The 13,934-nt window shown below is 75.5% G+C and carries 12 protein-coding genes; 5 read left to right on the forward strand and 7 right to left on the reverse strand.

Going from position 1 to position 13,934, the window contains the following annotated elements; translation table 11 throughout:
* Nucleotides 1-6: 6 nt before the first annotated feature.
* Nucleotides 7-1,605, reverse strand: a complete 1,599-nt coding sequence (locus tag MTO91_RS25275) for a carboxyl transferase domain-containing protein (RefSeq protein ID WP_073576791.1) — start codon at nucleotides 1,603-1,605, stop codon at nucleotides 7-9.
* 101 nt (nucleotides 1,606-1,706) lie between these two features.
* Between MTO91_RS25275 and MTO91_RS25280 the strand changes: the two genes are divergently transcribed.
* Nucleotides 1,707-2,396 (forward strand): response regulator transcription factor, encoded by a 690-nt coding sequence (locus MTO91_RS25280; protein ID WP_073576792.1) that lies wholly within the window; start codon nucleotides 1,707-1,709, stop codon nucleotides 2,394-2,396.
* 15 nt (nucleotides 2,397-2,411) lie between these two features.
* On the opposite strand, the gene MTO91_RS25285 is transcribed toward MTO91_RS25280, so the two are convergent.
* Nucleotides 2,412-4,700, reverse strand: coding sequence for a sensor histidine kinase (locus MTO91_RS25285; RefSeq protein ID WP_476654965.1), 2,289 nt, complete (start codon nucleotides 4,698-4,700; stop codon nucleotides 2,412-2,414).
* 96 nt (nucleotides 4,701-4,796) lie between these two features.
* Here MTO91_RS25285 and MTO91_RS25290 point away from each other — a divergent pair, with 96 nt between their 5' ends.
* A complete protein-coding gene (locus tag MTO91_RS25290; protein WP_073576794.1) occupies nucleotides 4,797-5,420 on the forward strand; it encodes an SACE_7040 family transcriptional regulator in 624 nt (207 codons plus the stop codon).
* Nucleotides 5,421-5,444: 24 nt separating this feature from the next.
* Here the strand turns inward: MTO91_RS25290 and MTO91_RS25295 are convergent, their stop codons facing one another.
* Nucleotides 5,445-7,376 carry a heavy metal translocating P-type ATPase gene (locus MTO91_RS25295; RefSeq protein WP_476653012.1) on the reverse strand — a complete coding sequence of 644 codons (1,932 nt, stop codon included), beginning with the start codon at nucleotides 7,374-7,376 and terminating at the stop codon, nucleotides 5,445-5,447.
* Between the two features lie 100 nt (nucleotides 7,377-7,476).
* Here MTO91_RS25295 and MTO91_RS25300 point away from each other — a divergent pair, with 100 nt between their 5' ends.
* The 3 genes from MTO91_RS25300 (at nucleotide 7,477) to MTO91_RS25310 (ending at nucleotide 9,061) form a co-directional block, all read left to right on the forward strand.
* Nucleotides 7,477-7,797, forward strand: a complete 321-nt coding sequence (locus tag MTO91_RS25300; protein ID WP_062398503.1) for an ArsR/SmtB family transcription factor — start codon at nucleotides 7,477-7,479, stop codon at nucleotides 7,795-7,797.
* 65 nt (nucleotides 7,798-7,862) lie between these two features.
* Nucleotides 7,863-8,708, forward strand: a complete 846-nt coding sequence (locus tag MTO91_RS25305; protein ID WP_476653013.1) for an alpha/beta fold hydrolase — start codon at nucleotides 7,863-7,865, stop codon at nucleotides 8,706-8,708.
* 71 nt (nucleotides 8,709-8,779) lie between these two features.
* Nucleotides 8,780-9,061 carry a helix-turn-helix domain-containing protein gene (locus tag MTO91_RS25310; RefSeq protein WP_073576796.1) on the forward strand — a complete coding sequence of 94 codons (282 nt, stop codon included), beginning with the start codon at nucleotides 8,780-8,782 and terminating at the stop codon, nucleotides 9,059-9,061.
* 11 nt (nucleotides 9,062-9,072) lie between these two features.
* Here MTO91_RS25310 and MTO91_RS25315 read toward each other — a convergent pair whose 3' ends face one another.
* From MTO91_RS25315 to ptsP, 4 genes are all read right to left on the reverse strand, one after another.
* A complete protein-coding gene (locus MTO91_RS25315) occupies nucleotides 9,073-9,684 on the reverse strand; it encodes a ClpP family protease (RefSeq protein ID WP_073576933.1) in 612 nt (203 codons plus the stop codon).
* 5 nt (nucleotides 9,685-9,689) lie between these two features.
* Nucleotides 9,690-10,307: a ClpP family protease gene (locus tag MTO91_RS25320; RefSeq protein ID WP_476653014.1), complete on the reverse strand. Its 618-nt coding sequence runs from the start codon at nucleotides 10,305-10,307 to the stop codon at nucleotides 9,690-9,692.
* Nucleotides 10,308-10,386: 79 nt separating this feature from the next.
* The gene (locus MTO91_RS25325) at nucleotides 10,387-12,021 is read right to left on the reverse strand and encodes a DICT sensory domain-containing protein (protein WP_379673960.1); all 1,635 of its coding nucleotides are present in this window, start codon (nucleotides 12,019-12,021) and stop codon (nucleotides 10,387-10,389) included.
* A gap of 201 nt (nucleotides 12,022-12,222) precedes the next feature.
* Nucleotides 12,223-13,884, reverse strand: a complete 1,662-nt coding sequence (gene ptsP / locus MTO91_RS25330) for a phosphoenolpyruvate--protein phosphotransferase (protein WP_476653015.1) — start codon at nucleotides 13,882-13,884, stop codon at nucleotides 12,223-12,225.
* Between the last annotated feature and the right edge of the window lie 50 nt (nucleotides 13,885-13,934).

The following is a 13,934-nucleotide window of genomic DNA, read 5'->3' on the forward strand; positions in this document are numbered from 1 at the left end:
GGGCCCTCACATCCGGAAGACGCCGAAGGCCGGGTCGGCCAGGGGCGCGTTGGCGGCGACGGACAGGGACAGCCCGAGGACGGTGCGGGTGTCGGCGGGGTCGATGACGCCGTCGTCCCACAGCCGGGCGGTGGAGTAGAGGGGGTGTCCCTGCTCCTCGTACTGGGCGCGGATCGCGTCCGGGTCGGCGTTGCCGACGGTGCCGAGCACGGTGGCGGCCTGCTCGCCACCCATGACCGAGATGCGGGCGTTGGGCCACATGAACAGGAACCGCGGCGAGTACGCCCGCCCGCACATCGCGTAGTTCCCGGCACCGAAGGACCCGCCGATGACGACGGTCAGCTTCGGCACTCGGGTGGAGGCCACGGCGGTGACCATCTTCGCGCCGTTGCGGGCGATGCCACCGGCCTCGTACTCGCGGCCGACCATGAACCCGGAGATGTTCTGCAGGAACACCAGCGGGATACCGCGCTGGTCGCACAGCTCCACGAAGTGCGCGCCCTTGGTCGCGGACTCGGAGAACAGGATCCCGTTGTTGGCGACGATCCCGACCGGATGGCCGTGGATCCGGGCGAACCCGGTGACCAGGGTGGTGCCGTACTCGGACTTGAACTCCGCGAACCGCGAGCCGTCGACGACCCGGGCGATGACCTCACGCACGTCGTAGGGGGTGCGGGTGTCGGTCGGCACCGCGGCGTAGAGCCCGGCGGGGTCGACGGCGGGCTCCTCGGTGGGGCGCACCTCCCACGGCCGCGGAGCACGCGGGCCGAGCGTCGCGACGATCGCGCGGACCCGGGCGAGCGCATCGGCGTCGTCGACGGCGAGGTGGTCGGTCACACCGGAGACCTTCGCGTGCAGGTCCCCGCCGCCCAGCTCCTCGGCGGTGACGACCTCGCCCGTCGCGGCCTTCACCAGCGGCGGGCCGCCCAGGAAGATCGTGCCCTGGTTACGGACGATCACGGCCTCGTCGCTCATCGCCGGCACGTACGCCCCGCCCGCGGTGCAGGAGCCGAGGACGGCGGCGATCTGCGGGATGCCCTGCCCGGACATCTGCGCCTGGTTGTAGAAGATCCGGCCGAAGTGCTCGCGGTCGGGGAACACATCGTCCTGCTCGGGCAGGTACGCGCCCCCGGAGTCCACCAGGTACACACACGGCAGCCGGTTGTGCAGCGCCACCTCCTGCGCGCGCAGGTGCTTCTTGACCGTCATCGGGTAGTAGGTGCCGCCCTTGACCGTCGCGTCGTTGGCCACGACCACGACCTCCCGGCCGGCGACCCGCCCGACCCCGGTGATCATCCCGGCGCCGGGGGCCTGGTCGTCGTACATGCCGTTCGCGGCCAGCGGGGACAGCTCCAGGAACGGCGACGACGGGTCCACCAGCGCGTCCACCCGGTCGCGCGGCAGGAGCTTCCCGCGCTCGACGTGCCGGACCCGCGACCGCTCCGGCCCACCGAGCCGGGTCCGCTCCAGCCGATCACGCAGATCGGCGACCAGGGCGCGGTGCGCGGCGTCGTTCTCCGCGGCGCGCGCGTCGGCCGGATCCACCGCCGTGCCGAGCCGCGGGGCCTCCGGGGCCGGCGCGGGTGGGGCCTGCGGTGCCGTCATCGGACCTCCCGGGGAACGCTGCCTGTTAATGACCGTTAACAGGTTAGCGGTTGTTAACACGTGGCGTCCAGAGCGGGCGTCCCGCGGACTAGGCTGGGGCCGTGCGCCTGCTACTGGTCGAGGACGAGAAGCCGCTCGCCGAGCTGGTCCGCCGGGGCCTCGCCGGGGAGGGGCACGAGGTCGAGGTCGCGCACGACGGCCCCACCGGACTGCAGCTCGCGCTGACCGGCCGGCACGACGTGGTCATCCTCGACATCATGCTGCCGGGCCTGTCGGGCTACCGGATCCTGCAGCACCTGCGCGACCGCGGCGTGTGGACGCCGGTGCTCATGCTGACCGCCAAGGACGGCGAGTACGACGAGGCCGACGCCTTCGACCTCGGCGCGGACGACTACCTGACCAAGCCGTTCTCGTTCGTCGTGCTGCAGGCGCGGCTGCGCGCGCTGCTGCGCCGGGCCGGCGAGGCCGCACCGACCGTGCTGCGGGTCGGGGACCTCAGCCTGGACCCGGGCACGCACCGGGTGCACCGCGGCGAGACCGAGATCCCGCTGACCCCGCGCGAGTTCGGCGTGCTCGAGCACCTGATGCAGAACACCGGGCAGGTCGTGACCAAGACCGACATCCTGCGCTCGGTCTGGGACGCCCACTACGACGGCGAGGTCAACGTCGTCGAGGTCTACGTCGGCTACCTGCGCCGCAAGATCGACGCACCGTTCGGGACGCACAGCATCGAGACGCTGCGCGGCGTCGGCTACCGGATGTCCGAGCCCGCGCCCGCGCCGCCCCGCTGACCCGCGGGGACCCGCTCAGCGACGACGGTCGGACGGCCGCCGCGGCGACGGCGCCCCGACCGGCTCCCGCTCGGCCCGGGCGGGCTCGCGCCCGGTGTCCCGGGTGTCACGGGACGTCTCCCGGCTGGCGACGGCGGTGCCGCCACGTCCCCGCTGCCCACGCGGCGTGACGACCGGCAACGGCCGGGTGGCGTTCTCGTCGAACGGGCTACCGACGGTGTTCGGCCGGATCGGCAGCGGCCCGGTCGGCGGGTCGAGGCGACTGTGGGCGGGTGGTGCGGACACGTCGTCCTCCGGGTCGGGCGGGGTCGTCAGCGGACCGCTGTCCGGGGTCCGACCGTCCGTGCCCGAGCCGTGGGTGACGGCCGGGTCACCGGGCGTGCGCATCATGCCATCCGGAACGGCGGTCCCGCGTGCCGACGCGCCCGCCCCCACGGGGCCCGCCGACACCGGGCGGGCCGGGGCCTCGGGAGCGACCGCGGAGCCCATGACCGGGCGGACCGGAGCGGTGCCGCCCGAGGCCGTGCCGTTCTGCGCCGTGCCGTTCTGCGCCGTGCCGTTCTGCGCCGTGCCGTTCTGCGCCGTGCCGTGCTCCGGTGTCCCGTGGTCGGCGCCGCCCTGCCCCAGCCACGCGGCCGGGCCGAAGTCGGCAGGCTCCTCGGCCCGCGCCCACGGCGACCGGGTGGTCACCCGCGGGATCGGACCGGAGGGCCGGTCGTCGCACAGCTCCGCGGCCGGCTCGCCGTCGAACCCGGCCCCGGCGTGGTCGGCGTCCACCGGTCCGGGGGTCTCCTCCTCGGGCAGCGGCGCCGTCACGGCGGGCACGGTGACCCGGAACCGGGCCCCGCCCAGCTCGGGCGACGAGGTCGCCTCCACGGTCCCGCCGTGCGCCGCGACCAGCTCGGCGACGATCGCCAGGCCGAGCCCGGAGCCGCCGTCACCGCGGGAACGGGCCTCGTCGAGCCGCACGAAGCGCTCGAATACCCGGGCGCGGTCGGCCTCGGGGACGCCGTTGCCGTCGTCGTCGACCTCGATCACCGCGAGGTCGCCCTCGGCCCGGACCGACACCGCGACCGTCGACGACGCGTGCCGCTTGGCGTTGTCGACAAGGTTGCGCAGTACCCGGACCAGCTGCCCGCGGTCGCCGACCACCCGGACGGGCTCACTGGTCACCCGGACCGCGACGGCGGTCTCGGCCGACGGACGCTCCCGCTCGGCGTCGGCGATCTCGTCGAGGTCGACCTCCTCGCGGCGCGGCGCGATGCCGCGCTCGTCGGCACGGGCGAGGAACAGCAGGTTCTCGACCAGGCCGGTCAGCCGGGAGGCCTCCCCGCGCAGGACGTCGACGGTGGCCCGGTCCGCGGACGCCTCCGGCATGCCCGAGCCGAGCAGCTCCAGGCCGGTCGACACGGTCGCGAGCGGGCTGCGCAGCTCGTGGCTGGCGTCGGCGACGAAGCGGCGCTGGGTCGCCTGGGAGGACTCGATCCGCCCGAGCATCTGGTTCATGGTGCGGGCGAGACGGCCGACCTCGTCGCGGGCGGCCGGCTCGTCGACGCGCTGGGAGAGGTCCTTGTCGCCCATCCCGGCGACCCGGGACCGCATGTCCTCCACCGGGCGCAGTGCACGGCCGGCGAACAGGTAGGTGAAACCGCCCGCGACCAGCACCAGCAGCGGGACCCCGCCCGCGACGAGCCAGGTGACGAGGTCGACGGCGCTGTGCATCTGGTCGGTCGGCTGGGCGGAGTAGATCGTGATCGGCCGGTCGAAGGCACGCACGCCGAGCCCGACGACCATCATGTCCTCGGTCTGCAGCGGGCCGGCGTCGGGCTCCGGGCCGCCCGCCTCGTGGAAAGTGACCGGCACGTCCATCTGGGAGCGCGTCTCGTGCGGGGCGAGAACCCAGTCCACCAGCTTCGGCTGCCCGTCCAGCGGCTCGGACGAGGCGAACACCTCGATGTTGCGGCCCTCGCCGTTCGACCCGACCCGGTCGTCCGGCGCGCCGGTCCGGTCGCTCCAGGCCGTGACGACCTGCACCAGGTCGGTGCGGCGGGCGGTGGTCACCACCGCGTTCTCCTTGGCCGGGTCGCCGGGGCGGTAGTCGGCGAAGTTGGCCTGGATCCGCTCGGCCACCTGCTGGGCGTTGGCCAGCAGCGCCTCCTCGGTGTTGCGCTTCAGCTGGCTCTCGAGGACCAGCACCAGCGACACACCGGCGACGACGAGCACCATCGCGACCGCCGTCGCCGCCGCGAGGGCGGACGCGGCGCGGACGCCGAGACGCTCGCGCATCCGGCGCAGGGTCCTCATCACGCTCACGAGGGTATCGCCGCCGACCTGTGCGGAGCCTGAGACGGACCGCACGGGGCGTTAACAATCGTTAACCGACGACGCTACGATCGCCCGATGGCCGCAGCTGGACCCTCCCCCGCGGATGGCGCGGGCGCGCGCACAGAGGCCCCGTCGCGGCGCGAGCAGATCCTGACCGAGGCGGCCCGGCTGTTCGCCCGGCACGGCTTCCACGGGGTGAGCATCGCCGACCTCGGCGCCGCGGTCGGCGTCAGCGGCCCCGCCCTCTACCGGCACTTCCCCGGCAAGGAGGCGCTGCTCGCCGAGCTGCTCATCGACATCTCCGAGCGACTGCTCGACGGCGGCCGCGCCCGCGTGCACCACGACGACCCCCGTGCCGCGCTGGCCGACCTCGTCGACTTCCACGTCGCGTTCGCGACCCGGGAGCCGGAGCTGATCGTCGTGCAGGACCGGGACCTGGCGAACCTGCCCGAGGAGCCGCGCCGCACCGTGCGGCGGCTGCAGCGCACCTACGTCGAACTGTGGGTGGACACGCTGCGCCGGGCGCACCCCGACGTCGCCCCGGCCGAGGCCCGCACCGTCGCCCACGGGGTGTTCGGTCTGCTCAACTCCACGCCGTACGCACCGCGGGCCGAGCAGCCGTCACCGCGCGGGGCGGACGCCCGGGCCGCGGTGCTGCGCCGGATGGCGCTGGCCGCGCTGGCGGTCGCCCCGGCCTGAGCAGCACCGGCCGGAGCCCCCCCGTCAGGCCCCGACGCGCTCCCGTTCGGGATCCACGGGGACCGGCGCGACGGCGGCCCGGCCCCGCCGGTCCTCCCGGCGCGCGACGACGAGCAGCCGCAGCCCGTTCAGGCACACCAGCACCGTGGACAGCTCGTGCCCGGCGACGCCGACGACCAGCGGCAACGTCCCGATCAGGTCCCACCCGACCAGGACCACGATCACCGTGGCGGCGAAGGCCAGGTTCGCCCGCGCGATCCGCCGAGCCCGCCGGGCCAGCACGACCAGCGGGGCCAGCGAGCCGAGCGGGTCACGGGTGAGCACGCCGTCGGCGGCCTCCAGGGACAGCGCCCCCGCCCCCTCGGAGACCACGAGGCCGACGTCGGCCGACGCGAGCAGCGGCGCGTCGTTGATGCCGTCGCCCGCGGCGAGCACCCGGCGGTCCCGGGCCTGCTCCGCGCGGACGACCTCGACCTTGCCGTCGGGCAGCAGCCCGGCCCGCACCCGGGTCAGGCCGAGCCGGTCGGCGAGCACCCGGGCGGGACGCTCGGCGTCGCCGGTGAGGACCTGCGGGTCGCCGCCGACCTCGCGGCGCAGCGCGGCCAGCGCGGCCGCGGCACCCGGACGCGGCTCGTCGGACAGCCCGACCACCCCGGCGGGCTCGCCGTCCACCAGTACGACGACGGCGGTCCGCCCCGCCTCCTGCAGCGCGGCGACCCCGGGGACCTCCGCGTCACCGGCGAGCTCCGGGCGCCCGACGGCGACGGTCCGCCCGCCGACGACCGCCCGCACACCCTCGCCCGGGACCGCGGTGAACCCCTCGGCGTGGGGCAGGTGCAGGCCGCGCTCCAGGGCGTGCGCGCGCACCGCCCGGCCCAGTACGTGCTCGCTGCCGGCCTCGGCGGCCCCGGCCAGGGCGAGCAGCTCGTCGGCGCGACGGGACCCGAGCGGGGTCACCGACACCACCTGCGGGCGGCCGGAGGTCAGCGTGCCGGTCTTGTCGAGCACCACGGTGTCGACCTCGGCGAGCGCCTCCAGCACGGTGACGTCCTTGACCAGCGTCCCGCGCCGGCCGGACACCGCGACCGCGGCGAGCAGCGGCGGCATCGTCGCGAGCACGATCGCGCACGGCGAGGCCACGATCATGAAGACGATCGCGCGCAGCAGCGTCTCGGTGAACGGGGCGCCGAGCAGCAGCGGAACCGCGAGCAGCAGCACCGTCCCCGCGACGACCAGCACCGAGTAGCGCTGCTCGACGCGCTCGATGAACAGCTGGCGGCCCGCCTTGGTCTCGGCGGCCCGCTCGACCTGCGCGGCGACCCCCGCGACGACGGTGTCCGCGGCGTCGCGCGAGACCCGGACCCGCAGCACGCCGGTGCCGTTCACGGTGCCCGCGAGCACCGCGTCGCCCGGCCCGGTGCGGGCCGGGACCGGCTCACCGGTCAGCGCGGAGGTGTCGACCTCCGACACCCCGTCGAGCACGGCGCCGTCCCCGGGGACCCGCTCCCCCGGCCGCACCACGACCACCTGCCCCGCGGCCAGCTGCGCCGCCGGGACGGTGCGCTCGGTGCCGTCGTCGGCGACGACGGTCGCGGTCTCGGGGGCGAGGTCGAGCAGCGCGTCGATGCTGGCCCGGGTGCGGGCGGTCATGACCGACTCCAGCGCCCCGGAGGTCGCGAAGATGACGATGAGCAGGCCGCCGTCGAACCACTGCCCGATCGCGGCCGCGGCCACCGCGGCGACGATCATCAGCAGGTCGACGTCGAGCCGCTTCTCACCGAGCGCACGCAGGCCCTCGAGCGCGGGCTCCCAGCCGCCGAGGACGTAGCAGGCCAGGTACAGGCCGACGACCACCGCGGACGGCGCGCCGAGCAGGTCGACCCCGAGCGCCGCCAGGAAGGCCAGCAGGGAGGCCCCGGCCCAGCGGACCTCGGGCAGGGTCAGAGCGGATCGCATGCGTGAGACCGTACCTGCGTATGCACGAAGATACGCAGTCAGCCATCCACATGGTGAGACGGTGGACCATCCGCGCAGTCACGCAGGTATCCTCGACGTCGTGCACGAGTCCATCCACGGCTTCGCGATGCCGCCCGAGGACGAGGTCCGCCGGGTGGCGGACGCGATGCGCATGCTCTCCGACCCGACCCGGGTCAAGATCCTCTGGGCGCTGCTGCAGGGCGAGTCCTCGGTGGCCTGCCTCGCCGACCTGGTCGGCGCCGCCCCCACCGCGGTGAGCCAGCACCTGTCGAAGCTGCGGCTGTCGGGCCTGGTCGAGAACCGGCGCGAGGGGACCTACGTGTACTACACCGTGGAGGACGCGACCGTCCGCGCCGTGCTGGAGCGGATGCTCGGGCAGGGCACGGTCGTCGACGGGTAGGTCCGCGGCGGGGCGGGTACGCGGATCGGGAGGACGCAACCGATCTTCCCGGAGGAGTGCACCCCATGCCCCAGCTCAGCATCGGTACCGAGAACGGCAGCCCGGTCGAGCTGCACTACACCGACCAGGGCTCCGGCGCACCCGTCGTGCTGATCCACGGCTGGCCGCTGTCGGGGAGGTCCTGGGAGAAGCAGGTCCCCGCGCTGGTCGACGCCGGCCACCGGGTCGTGACCTACGACCGTCGCGGCTTCGGCCAGTCCTCCCAGCCCTGGGACGGCTACGACTACGACACCTTCGCGGACGACCTGCACGCCCTGCTCGTGCACCTCGACCTGCGCGAGGCCACCCTCGTCGGGTTCTCGATGGGCGGCGGCGAGGTCGTCCGCTACGTCGCGAAGCACGGCACCGACCGGGTCGCCCGTGTCGTGCTGGCCGCGGCCGTCCCGCCGTACCTCTACAAGTCCGACGACAACCCCGACGGCGGTCTCGACGACGCCACGATCGAGCAGTTCCAGGGCGGCGTCACCGGTGACCGGATCGCCTTCCTGGAGGAGTTCACGTCGAACTTCTTCGCCGCGGGCGACCGGACCGACCTGATCAGCGAGCCGAACCGGGCCTACCACCGCGCGATCGCCGAGTTCGCGTCACCGAAGGGCACCCTGGACTGCATCACCGCGTTCGGACGCACCGACTTCCGCGACGACGTGCAGAAGGTCTCCGACGCCGGCATCCCGACCCTGGTCATCCACGGCGACGCCGACGCGATCGTCCCGTTCGAGGTGTCCGGCAAGCGCTCGCACGAGGCGATCGAGGGCGCACAGCTCGCGCTCGTCGAGGGTGGCCCGCACGGTCTCAACGCGACCCACCCCGACGAGTTCAACGCCGCGCTGCTCGAGTTCCTGAAGGCCTGAGCGCCCACCCCGGGTTCCGCTGTGGGCGGAACCCGGGGACCGCGGCCGCCGTCCGGTCCTACCGTGCCCCCATGAGCGAACCCCTCTGGCGGCACGCACTCGGTCGTGAGCTGCGACGACGGCGGCACGCCCGCGGTGAGACCCTGCGCGCGACGGCCGGGCGCGCCGGGGTGTCCCCGCAGTACCTCTCGGAGGTGGAGCGGGGCCGCAAGGAGCCCTCCAGCGAGATGATCGCCGCCGTCGCCGGGGCGCTCGGGACCGACCTGGCCGCGCTGACCCGCGGCGTCGCCGACGGTCTCGCGACGGCGCCGCGGGCCCGCGGGTCGCAGTGCGCCTACGCGCTGGCGGCCTGACCCGGCGCCGCTCAGCGACGCTCGCGGGTGCGCGGCGGCTGCGGTTCGAGCACGGTGTCGAGCAGGCCGTAGTCCCGGGCCGCGGACGCGGTGAACACGCGGTCGTGGTCGGTGTCGGCGCGCAACCGCTCGACCGTCTGCCCGGTGTGCCGGGCCAGGATCTCCTCGATGTCGGCGCGGATCCGGACCAGCTCGTCGGCCTGCAGGATCAGGTCCGGAATGGACCCGCGGCCCTGCGCCGCCGGCTGGTGCAGCACGACCCGGGCGTGCGGCAGCGCGCCACGACGGCCCTCGGTCCCGGCGGCGAGCAGCACCGCACCCACCGAGACGGCCTGGCCGACGCACGTCGTCGCGACCGGGCAGCGGACGTGGCGCAGCGTGTCGTAGATGCCGAGCATGGCGCTGGGGTCGCCGCCCCCGCAGTTGACGTAGAGCTGCACCTCGCGGTCGGGGTCGTCGGCCTCCAGGAACAGGAGCTGGGCGATCAGCGCGTTCGCCACGCCCGCGTCGATCTCGGTGCCCAGATAGACGACCCGCTCGGTGAGCAGGTGGGAGTAGACGTCGAGGACCCGCTCGCCGCCCGGGGTGCGGGCGATGACGTTCGGGATCGGGTAGGCGCTCACCGCCGTCACCGCCCCACGCCGAAGCCGGTCGGGACGGCACCGCGGCGCGGCACCACCTGGTCGAACCGGTCGACGACGGCGTCGACGAAGCCGTAGCCGAGCGCCTCGGCGGCGGAGTACCAGCGGTCGTGCAGCGAGTCGGTGAAGATCCGGTCCACCGGCTGCCCGGTGTCGGCTGCGATCAGGCCGAGCACGGTGTCGCGGGTGTGGCGCAGGTCGTCGGCCTGCAGCTCGATGTCGACGGCCGTCCCGCCGATCCCCGACGAGCCCTGGTGCATCAGCACCCGCGAGTGCGGCAGCGCGCGGCGCTTGCCCGGGGTGCCCGCCGAGAGCAGGAACTGCCCGGCGCTGTAGGCGATGCCGAGCACGAGCGTCGAGACGTCGCAGGGGACCAGCCGGAACAGGTCGCGCAGCGCCAGCATCGCCGGAACCGACCCGCCGGGCGAGTGGATCCAGAAGGCGATGTCGGCGTCCGGGTCACGGGCGGCCAGTGCCACGACCTGGGTGGCGAGCAGGGTGCCGTTGTCGTCGTCGAGGGGGCCGTCGAGCACCACGACGCGCTGGTCGTAGAGGTCGCGGCGGGCGCGGTCGTCGAAGCGCGGGGTGCGCGGTGAGTCGCTCATGACCCCACCGTGGCCGGGGGACGGCCCGGTCCGCGCCCGGTTCTGCCCCGGGCAGCTCCGCCCAGGGCGAACGCGCCGGTCAGCCGGGGTGACCGCCGTTGTCGCGGTGCCGGTCGGCGAACACGTCGTAGTCGGCACCCCGGTCGCCCTGGACCAGGCGGCGCAGCGCCTCCTGCGCCGCAGCCCGCGGGTCGGCGGCCGCGTCACCGGTGACCGGCTGCGGGCCGGTCGACGACGCGTCGAGGTAGGGCCGGGGCCGCGACGGCGGCGGGGCCGGTGCGGGCCGGGGCGGCGGGGCGTGCGCGTCGGGCGGGGGCGCTACCGGGTCGCCGGACCCGCCGCCGTTCCCGGCCGGGCGCGGGCGCGGAGCGACGTCGTCGGGACCGCGGTGCCGGGCCGCGGCCGACGGCTCCGGGGACGGACGCGGCGGGGCGCCCTCCCGCCCGGTCGCGGCGACGACGATGCGGTCCCCGGCCGGGTTCCGGCCGGCGTCGACCGGGCCGGCGTCGCCCGGCTCCTCGGGAAGGTGGGCCAGCGCCTCGCGCAGGTCGGCCAGCGGCAGCGGCCGGGTCGCCGTGACCGCGAACGCGACCCGCCCGGCCAGCGCGATGCCCGGCCAGCCCTGCGAGGCCAGCGCCAGGCGCTCGCCGACCCGGTCGCAGAGACCGGCCAGGTGCCGGTCCGAGGCACCGGGCACGACCAGCGCGAACTCGCGCTCGGACAGCCGCAGGGCCGCGTCGACCGGGCCGAGCGGCTGGGTCATCGCCGCCGCGACCTGGTGGGCGGCGAACCAGGCGGCGCGGTCGTCGTCGTGCACGACGGAGCCGTCGAGGCCGGGCAGGTCGAACAGCGCGACGCCGACGGGCAGCGTCTCCGGCCCCGCCGGTCCGGCGAAGCGGTCCAGGGCCTCGGCGGTGGGCAGACCGCTCGCCGGGTCGACCGCGGCGGCGGCACGGGCGGCCGCGGCGCGCTGGGCGTCGGCCAGCTGGGATCGCAGCTCACGGGTGCCGGCCCGGGCCGACAGCAGCCGGTCGATCATGTGGTTGAGCGAGGTCGTCGCCCAGGCCTCTCCGGTGGTGCCCGCCGAGGCCGCCGGGTCGCCGCCGGTCGGCATCGAGGAGCCGAGCAGCTCGTCGACCGTGCGCCGCACCGAGGCCGGCAGCCGGTCCCCCAGCGCGAACCGCAGCCGCGCGAGCTCGGTCCCGGCCTGGGCACGGGCGTAGCCCCAGCGGCCGAGGAACACCCGCCCGGCCTCGCCCCGTTCGCGCGGGTCGCGGGCGTACTGGTCGGTCGCGACCAGGAACGCACCCGCCCCGGGCCCGAGCGCGACGACACTCCACTCCGACGCCAGCGGCTCGTCCGGGTCCAGCACCACGAGGTGGACGCCGTCCGGCACGTCGTGCACCCCGCCGTCGGCGAACGCGACGACGACGTGCATCCCGGCCTGGGCCATCCGCGCGTAGACCTCGCGCTCACGGTCGAAGAAGCGCAGCTGCTGGAACAGCGCGACGACGACCGTCGGGTCCTCCCGCGGCCCGGACATCACCGCGCGCTCGATGGAGTGCGACAGGTGCACGAGCAGCCGCTTCGACGCCGGCTCCGGGCGCGCGCCCGAGGCCCGCTCCCAGGCCTCGCGGCGGCCCTCGGACAGCCCGTCGACGTAGGCCTGCTCCGAGGCCACCCGTACGGCGTGGGCAAGCGGTCCCTCGGACATGGGTGACCTCCGGTCGTCGGACGGCGCCCGGTTCGCGACACAGGATCACGCCGTGTGTCGACCCAACAACCGCGGGTCGCCGAGGGCAACCGGTGGCCGGGTACGTCCGGTGGGACCACAGGTCACTGCGACCAGCGGCGTGACGACCGCCGGTCCGCCCACCGCGCAGCCGAGCGGGAGGACGAACGCGACGAACGGCGATCAGCCGTCGAGTGCGGCGACGGCGCGGCGGGCTGCGATCGGGTCGGCCGCGGCGCAGGCCGCACGGGCCCGCTCCCGGCACTGCTCCACCGTCAGCCCGGCCAGGGTCGCCCCGACCGCGGCGAGCGCACCCGAGCCCATCGACAGGCTCGCGACGCCGAGCCCCACCAGCACCGCGGCCAGTCCCGGGTCGGCCGCGGCCTCACCGCACACCCCGACCGGGGTGCCGGTGCGCGCCGACGCCTCGCCGAGCAGCCCGATCAGCCGTAGCAGCGCCGGCTGCCACGGGTCGTTGAGCGCGGCCACCGGCCCGGACTGGCGGTCCGCGGCGAACAGGTACTGGGCCAGGTCGTTGGTGCCGACCGAGACGAAGTCGACCTCGGCCATGATCTCGTCGGCGGTGAGCACCGCGGCCGGGATCTCGATCATCACGCCGGCCTGGGAGATGCCGTGCGCCCGGCAGCGCTGCACGAACCAGCGCGCCTCCTCGGCGGTGGCGACCATCGGCGCCATCACCTTGAGCGCGACGCCGGTCTCCTTCGCCGCGGCGGCGAGCGCGGCGAGCTGGCGCTCCAGCACGCCGTCGCCGTTGCCGGGGACGCGGGCGATCCGCAGGCCGCGCACGCCCAGCGCCGGGTTGGGCTCGCCGTCGAGCGACAGGAACGGCAGCGGCTTGTCCGCGCCGGCGTCGAGGGTGCGGGCGGTGACCGGCTTGCCGGAGAACGCGGACAGCACCGCGGTGTAGACCTCGCGCTGGGCGGCCTCGGTCGGCTCCTCGGCCGCGGAGAGGAACGCGAGCTCGGTGCGGAACAGGCCGACGCCCTCGGCCCGGGTCTCCGCGGCCTTCGCCGCGCCGGGGCCGTCGCCGACATTGGCCAGGACCGGCACGACACGGCCGTCGGCGGTGCGGCCGACGCCGTCCCACTCGGCGGTGACCGAGGCGGCGGCGGCGAACGCGGTGGCCTCGTCGAGGGTGGCGACCTCGACGACCTCACCGGTGCCGCCGTCGACGGTCAGCGCGGCGCCCTCGGCGATCCGGGTCGCGCCCGCGCAGCCGACGACCGCGGGGATCCCCAGCGAACGCGCGAGGATCGCGGTGTGGCTGGTCGGGCCGCCCTGCTCGGTGACCAGGGCGAGCGCGACGCCCGGCTTCAACCCGGCGGTGTCGGCCGGGGCCAGGTCGGTCGCGACGAGCACGGCGGGCGCGTCCAGGTCGGCGACGCCCGGCGCGGGCAGCCCCAGCAGCTCCGCGACGATCCGGTCACGCACGTCGTGGATGTCGCGGGCGCGCTCGGCCATGTAGCCGCCCATCGACGACAGCATCTCGGCGAAGGAGTTCGCGGCCTCCCACACCGCGCGCGCGGCGGGCCGCCCCTGCTCGGTGACCAGCCCCTGCGCGCTCTCCAGCAGCGCCGGGTCGCCGACCATCGTCACGGTCGCCTCCAGCACCTCGCGCGCGTCGCCGGTGACGGTCGCGGCGCGCGCGGTCAGGCGCTGCGAGACCAGCTCGACGGCCGGCGCGATCCGCGCGGCCTCGGCGGCGGCGTCGGCCGGGGCGGGGCCGGCGGCCGGCTCGCCCGGCGGCTCGGCGACGCGGACGACGCGGCCGCCGGCGCGGCCGGGGCTGGCGGGGATTCCGGTGAGGGCGGTGGTGCTCGGCATGAGTGGCTCCCGGGGTTACGTCGACGTGACCCGTTGACAAACACAGTAAA

This window comes from Pseudonocardia sp. 2-7, assembly GCF_056341085.1.

Coding starts and splice junctions, on each gene's coding strand:
- MTO91_RS25320 (WP_476653014.1), bottom strand. CDS start 10,307: ATGAGCGACTCACCGCGCACCCCGCGCTTCGACGACCGCGCCCGCCGC.
- MTO91_RS25310 (WP_073576796.1), top strand. CDS start 8,780: ATGAGCGAACCCCTCTGGCGGCACGCACTCGGTCGTGAGCTGCGACGA.
- MTO91_RS25295 (WP_476653012.1), bottom strand. CDS start 7,376: ATGCGATCCGCTCTGACCCTGCCCGAGGTCCGCTGGGCCGGGGCCTCC.
- MTO91_RS25275 (WP_073576791.1), bottom strand. CDS start 1,605: ATGACGGCACCGCAGGCCCCACCCGCGCCGGCCCCGGAGGCCCCGCGG.
- MTO91_RS25325 (WP_379673960.1), bottom strand. CDS start 12,021: ATGTCCGAGGGACCGCTTGCCCACGCCGTACGGGTGGCCTCGGAGCAG.
- MTO91_RS25290 (WP_073576794.1), top strand. CDS start 4,797: ATGGCCGCAGCTGGACCCTCCCCCGCGGATGGCGCGGGCGCGCGCACA.
- MTO91_RS25285 (WP_476654965.1), bottom strand. CDS start 4,700: ATGAGGACCCTGCGCCGGATGCGCGAGCGTCTCGGCGTCCGCGCCGCG.
- ptsP (WP_476653015.1), bottom strand. CDS start 13,884: ATGCCGAGCACCACCGCCCTCACCGGAATCCCCGCCAGCCCCGGCCGC.
- MTO91_RS25305 (WP_476653013.1), top strand. CDS start 7,863: ATGCCCCAGCTCAGCATCGGTACCGAGAACGGCAGCCCGGTCGAGCTG.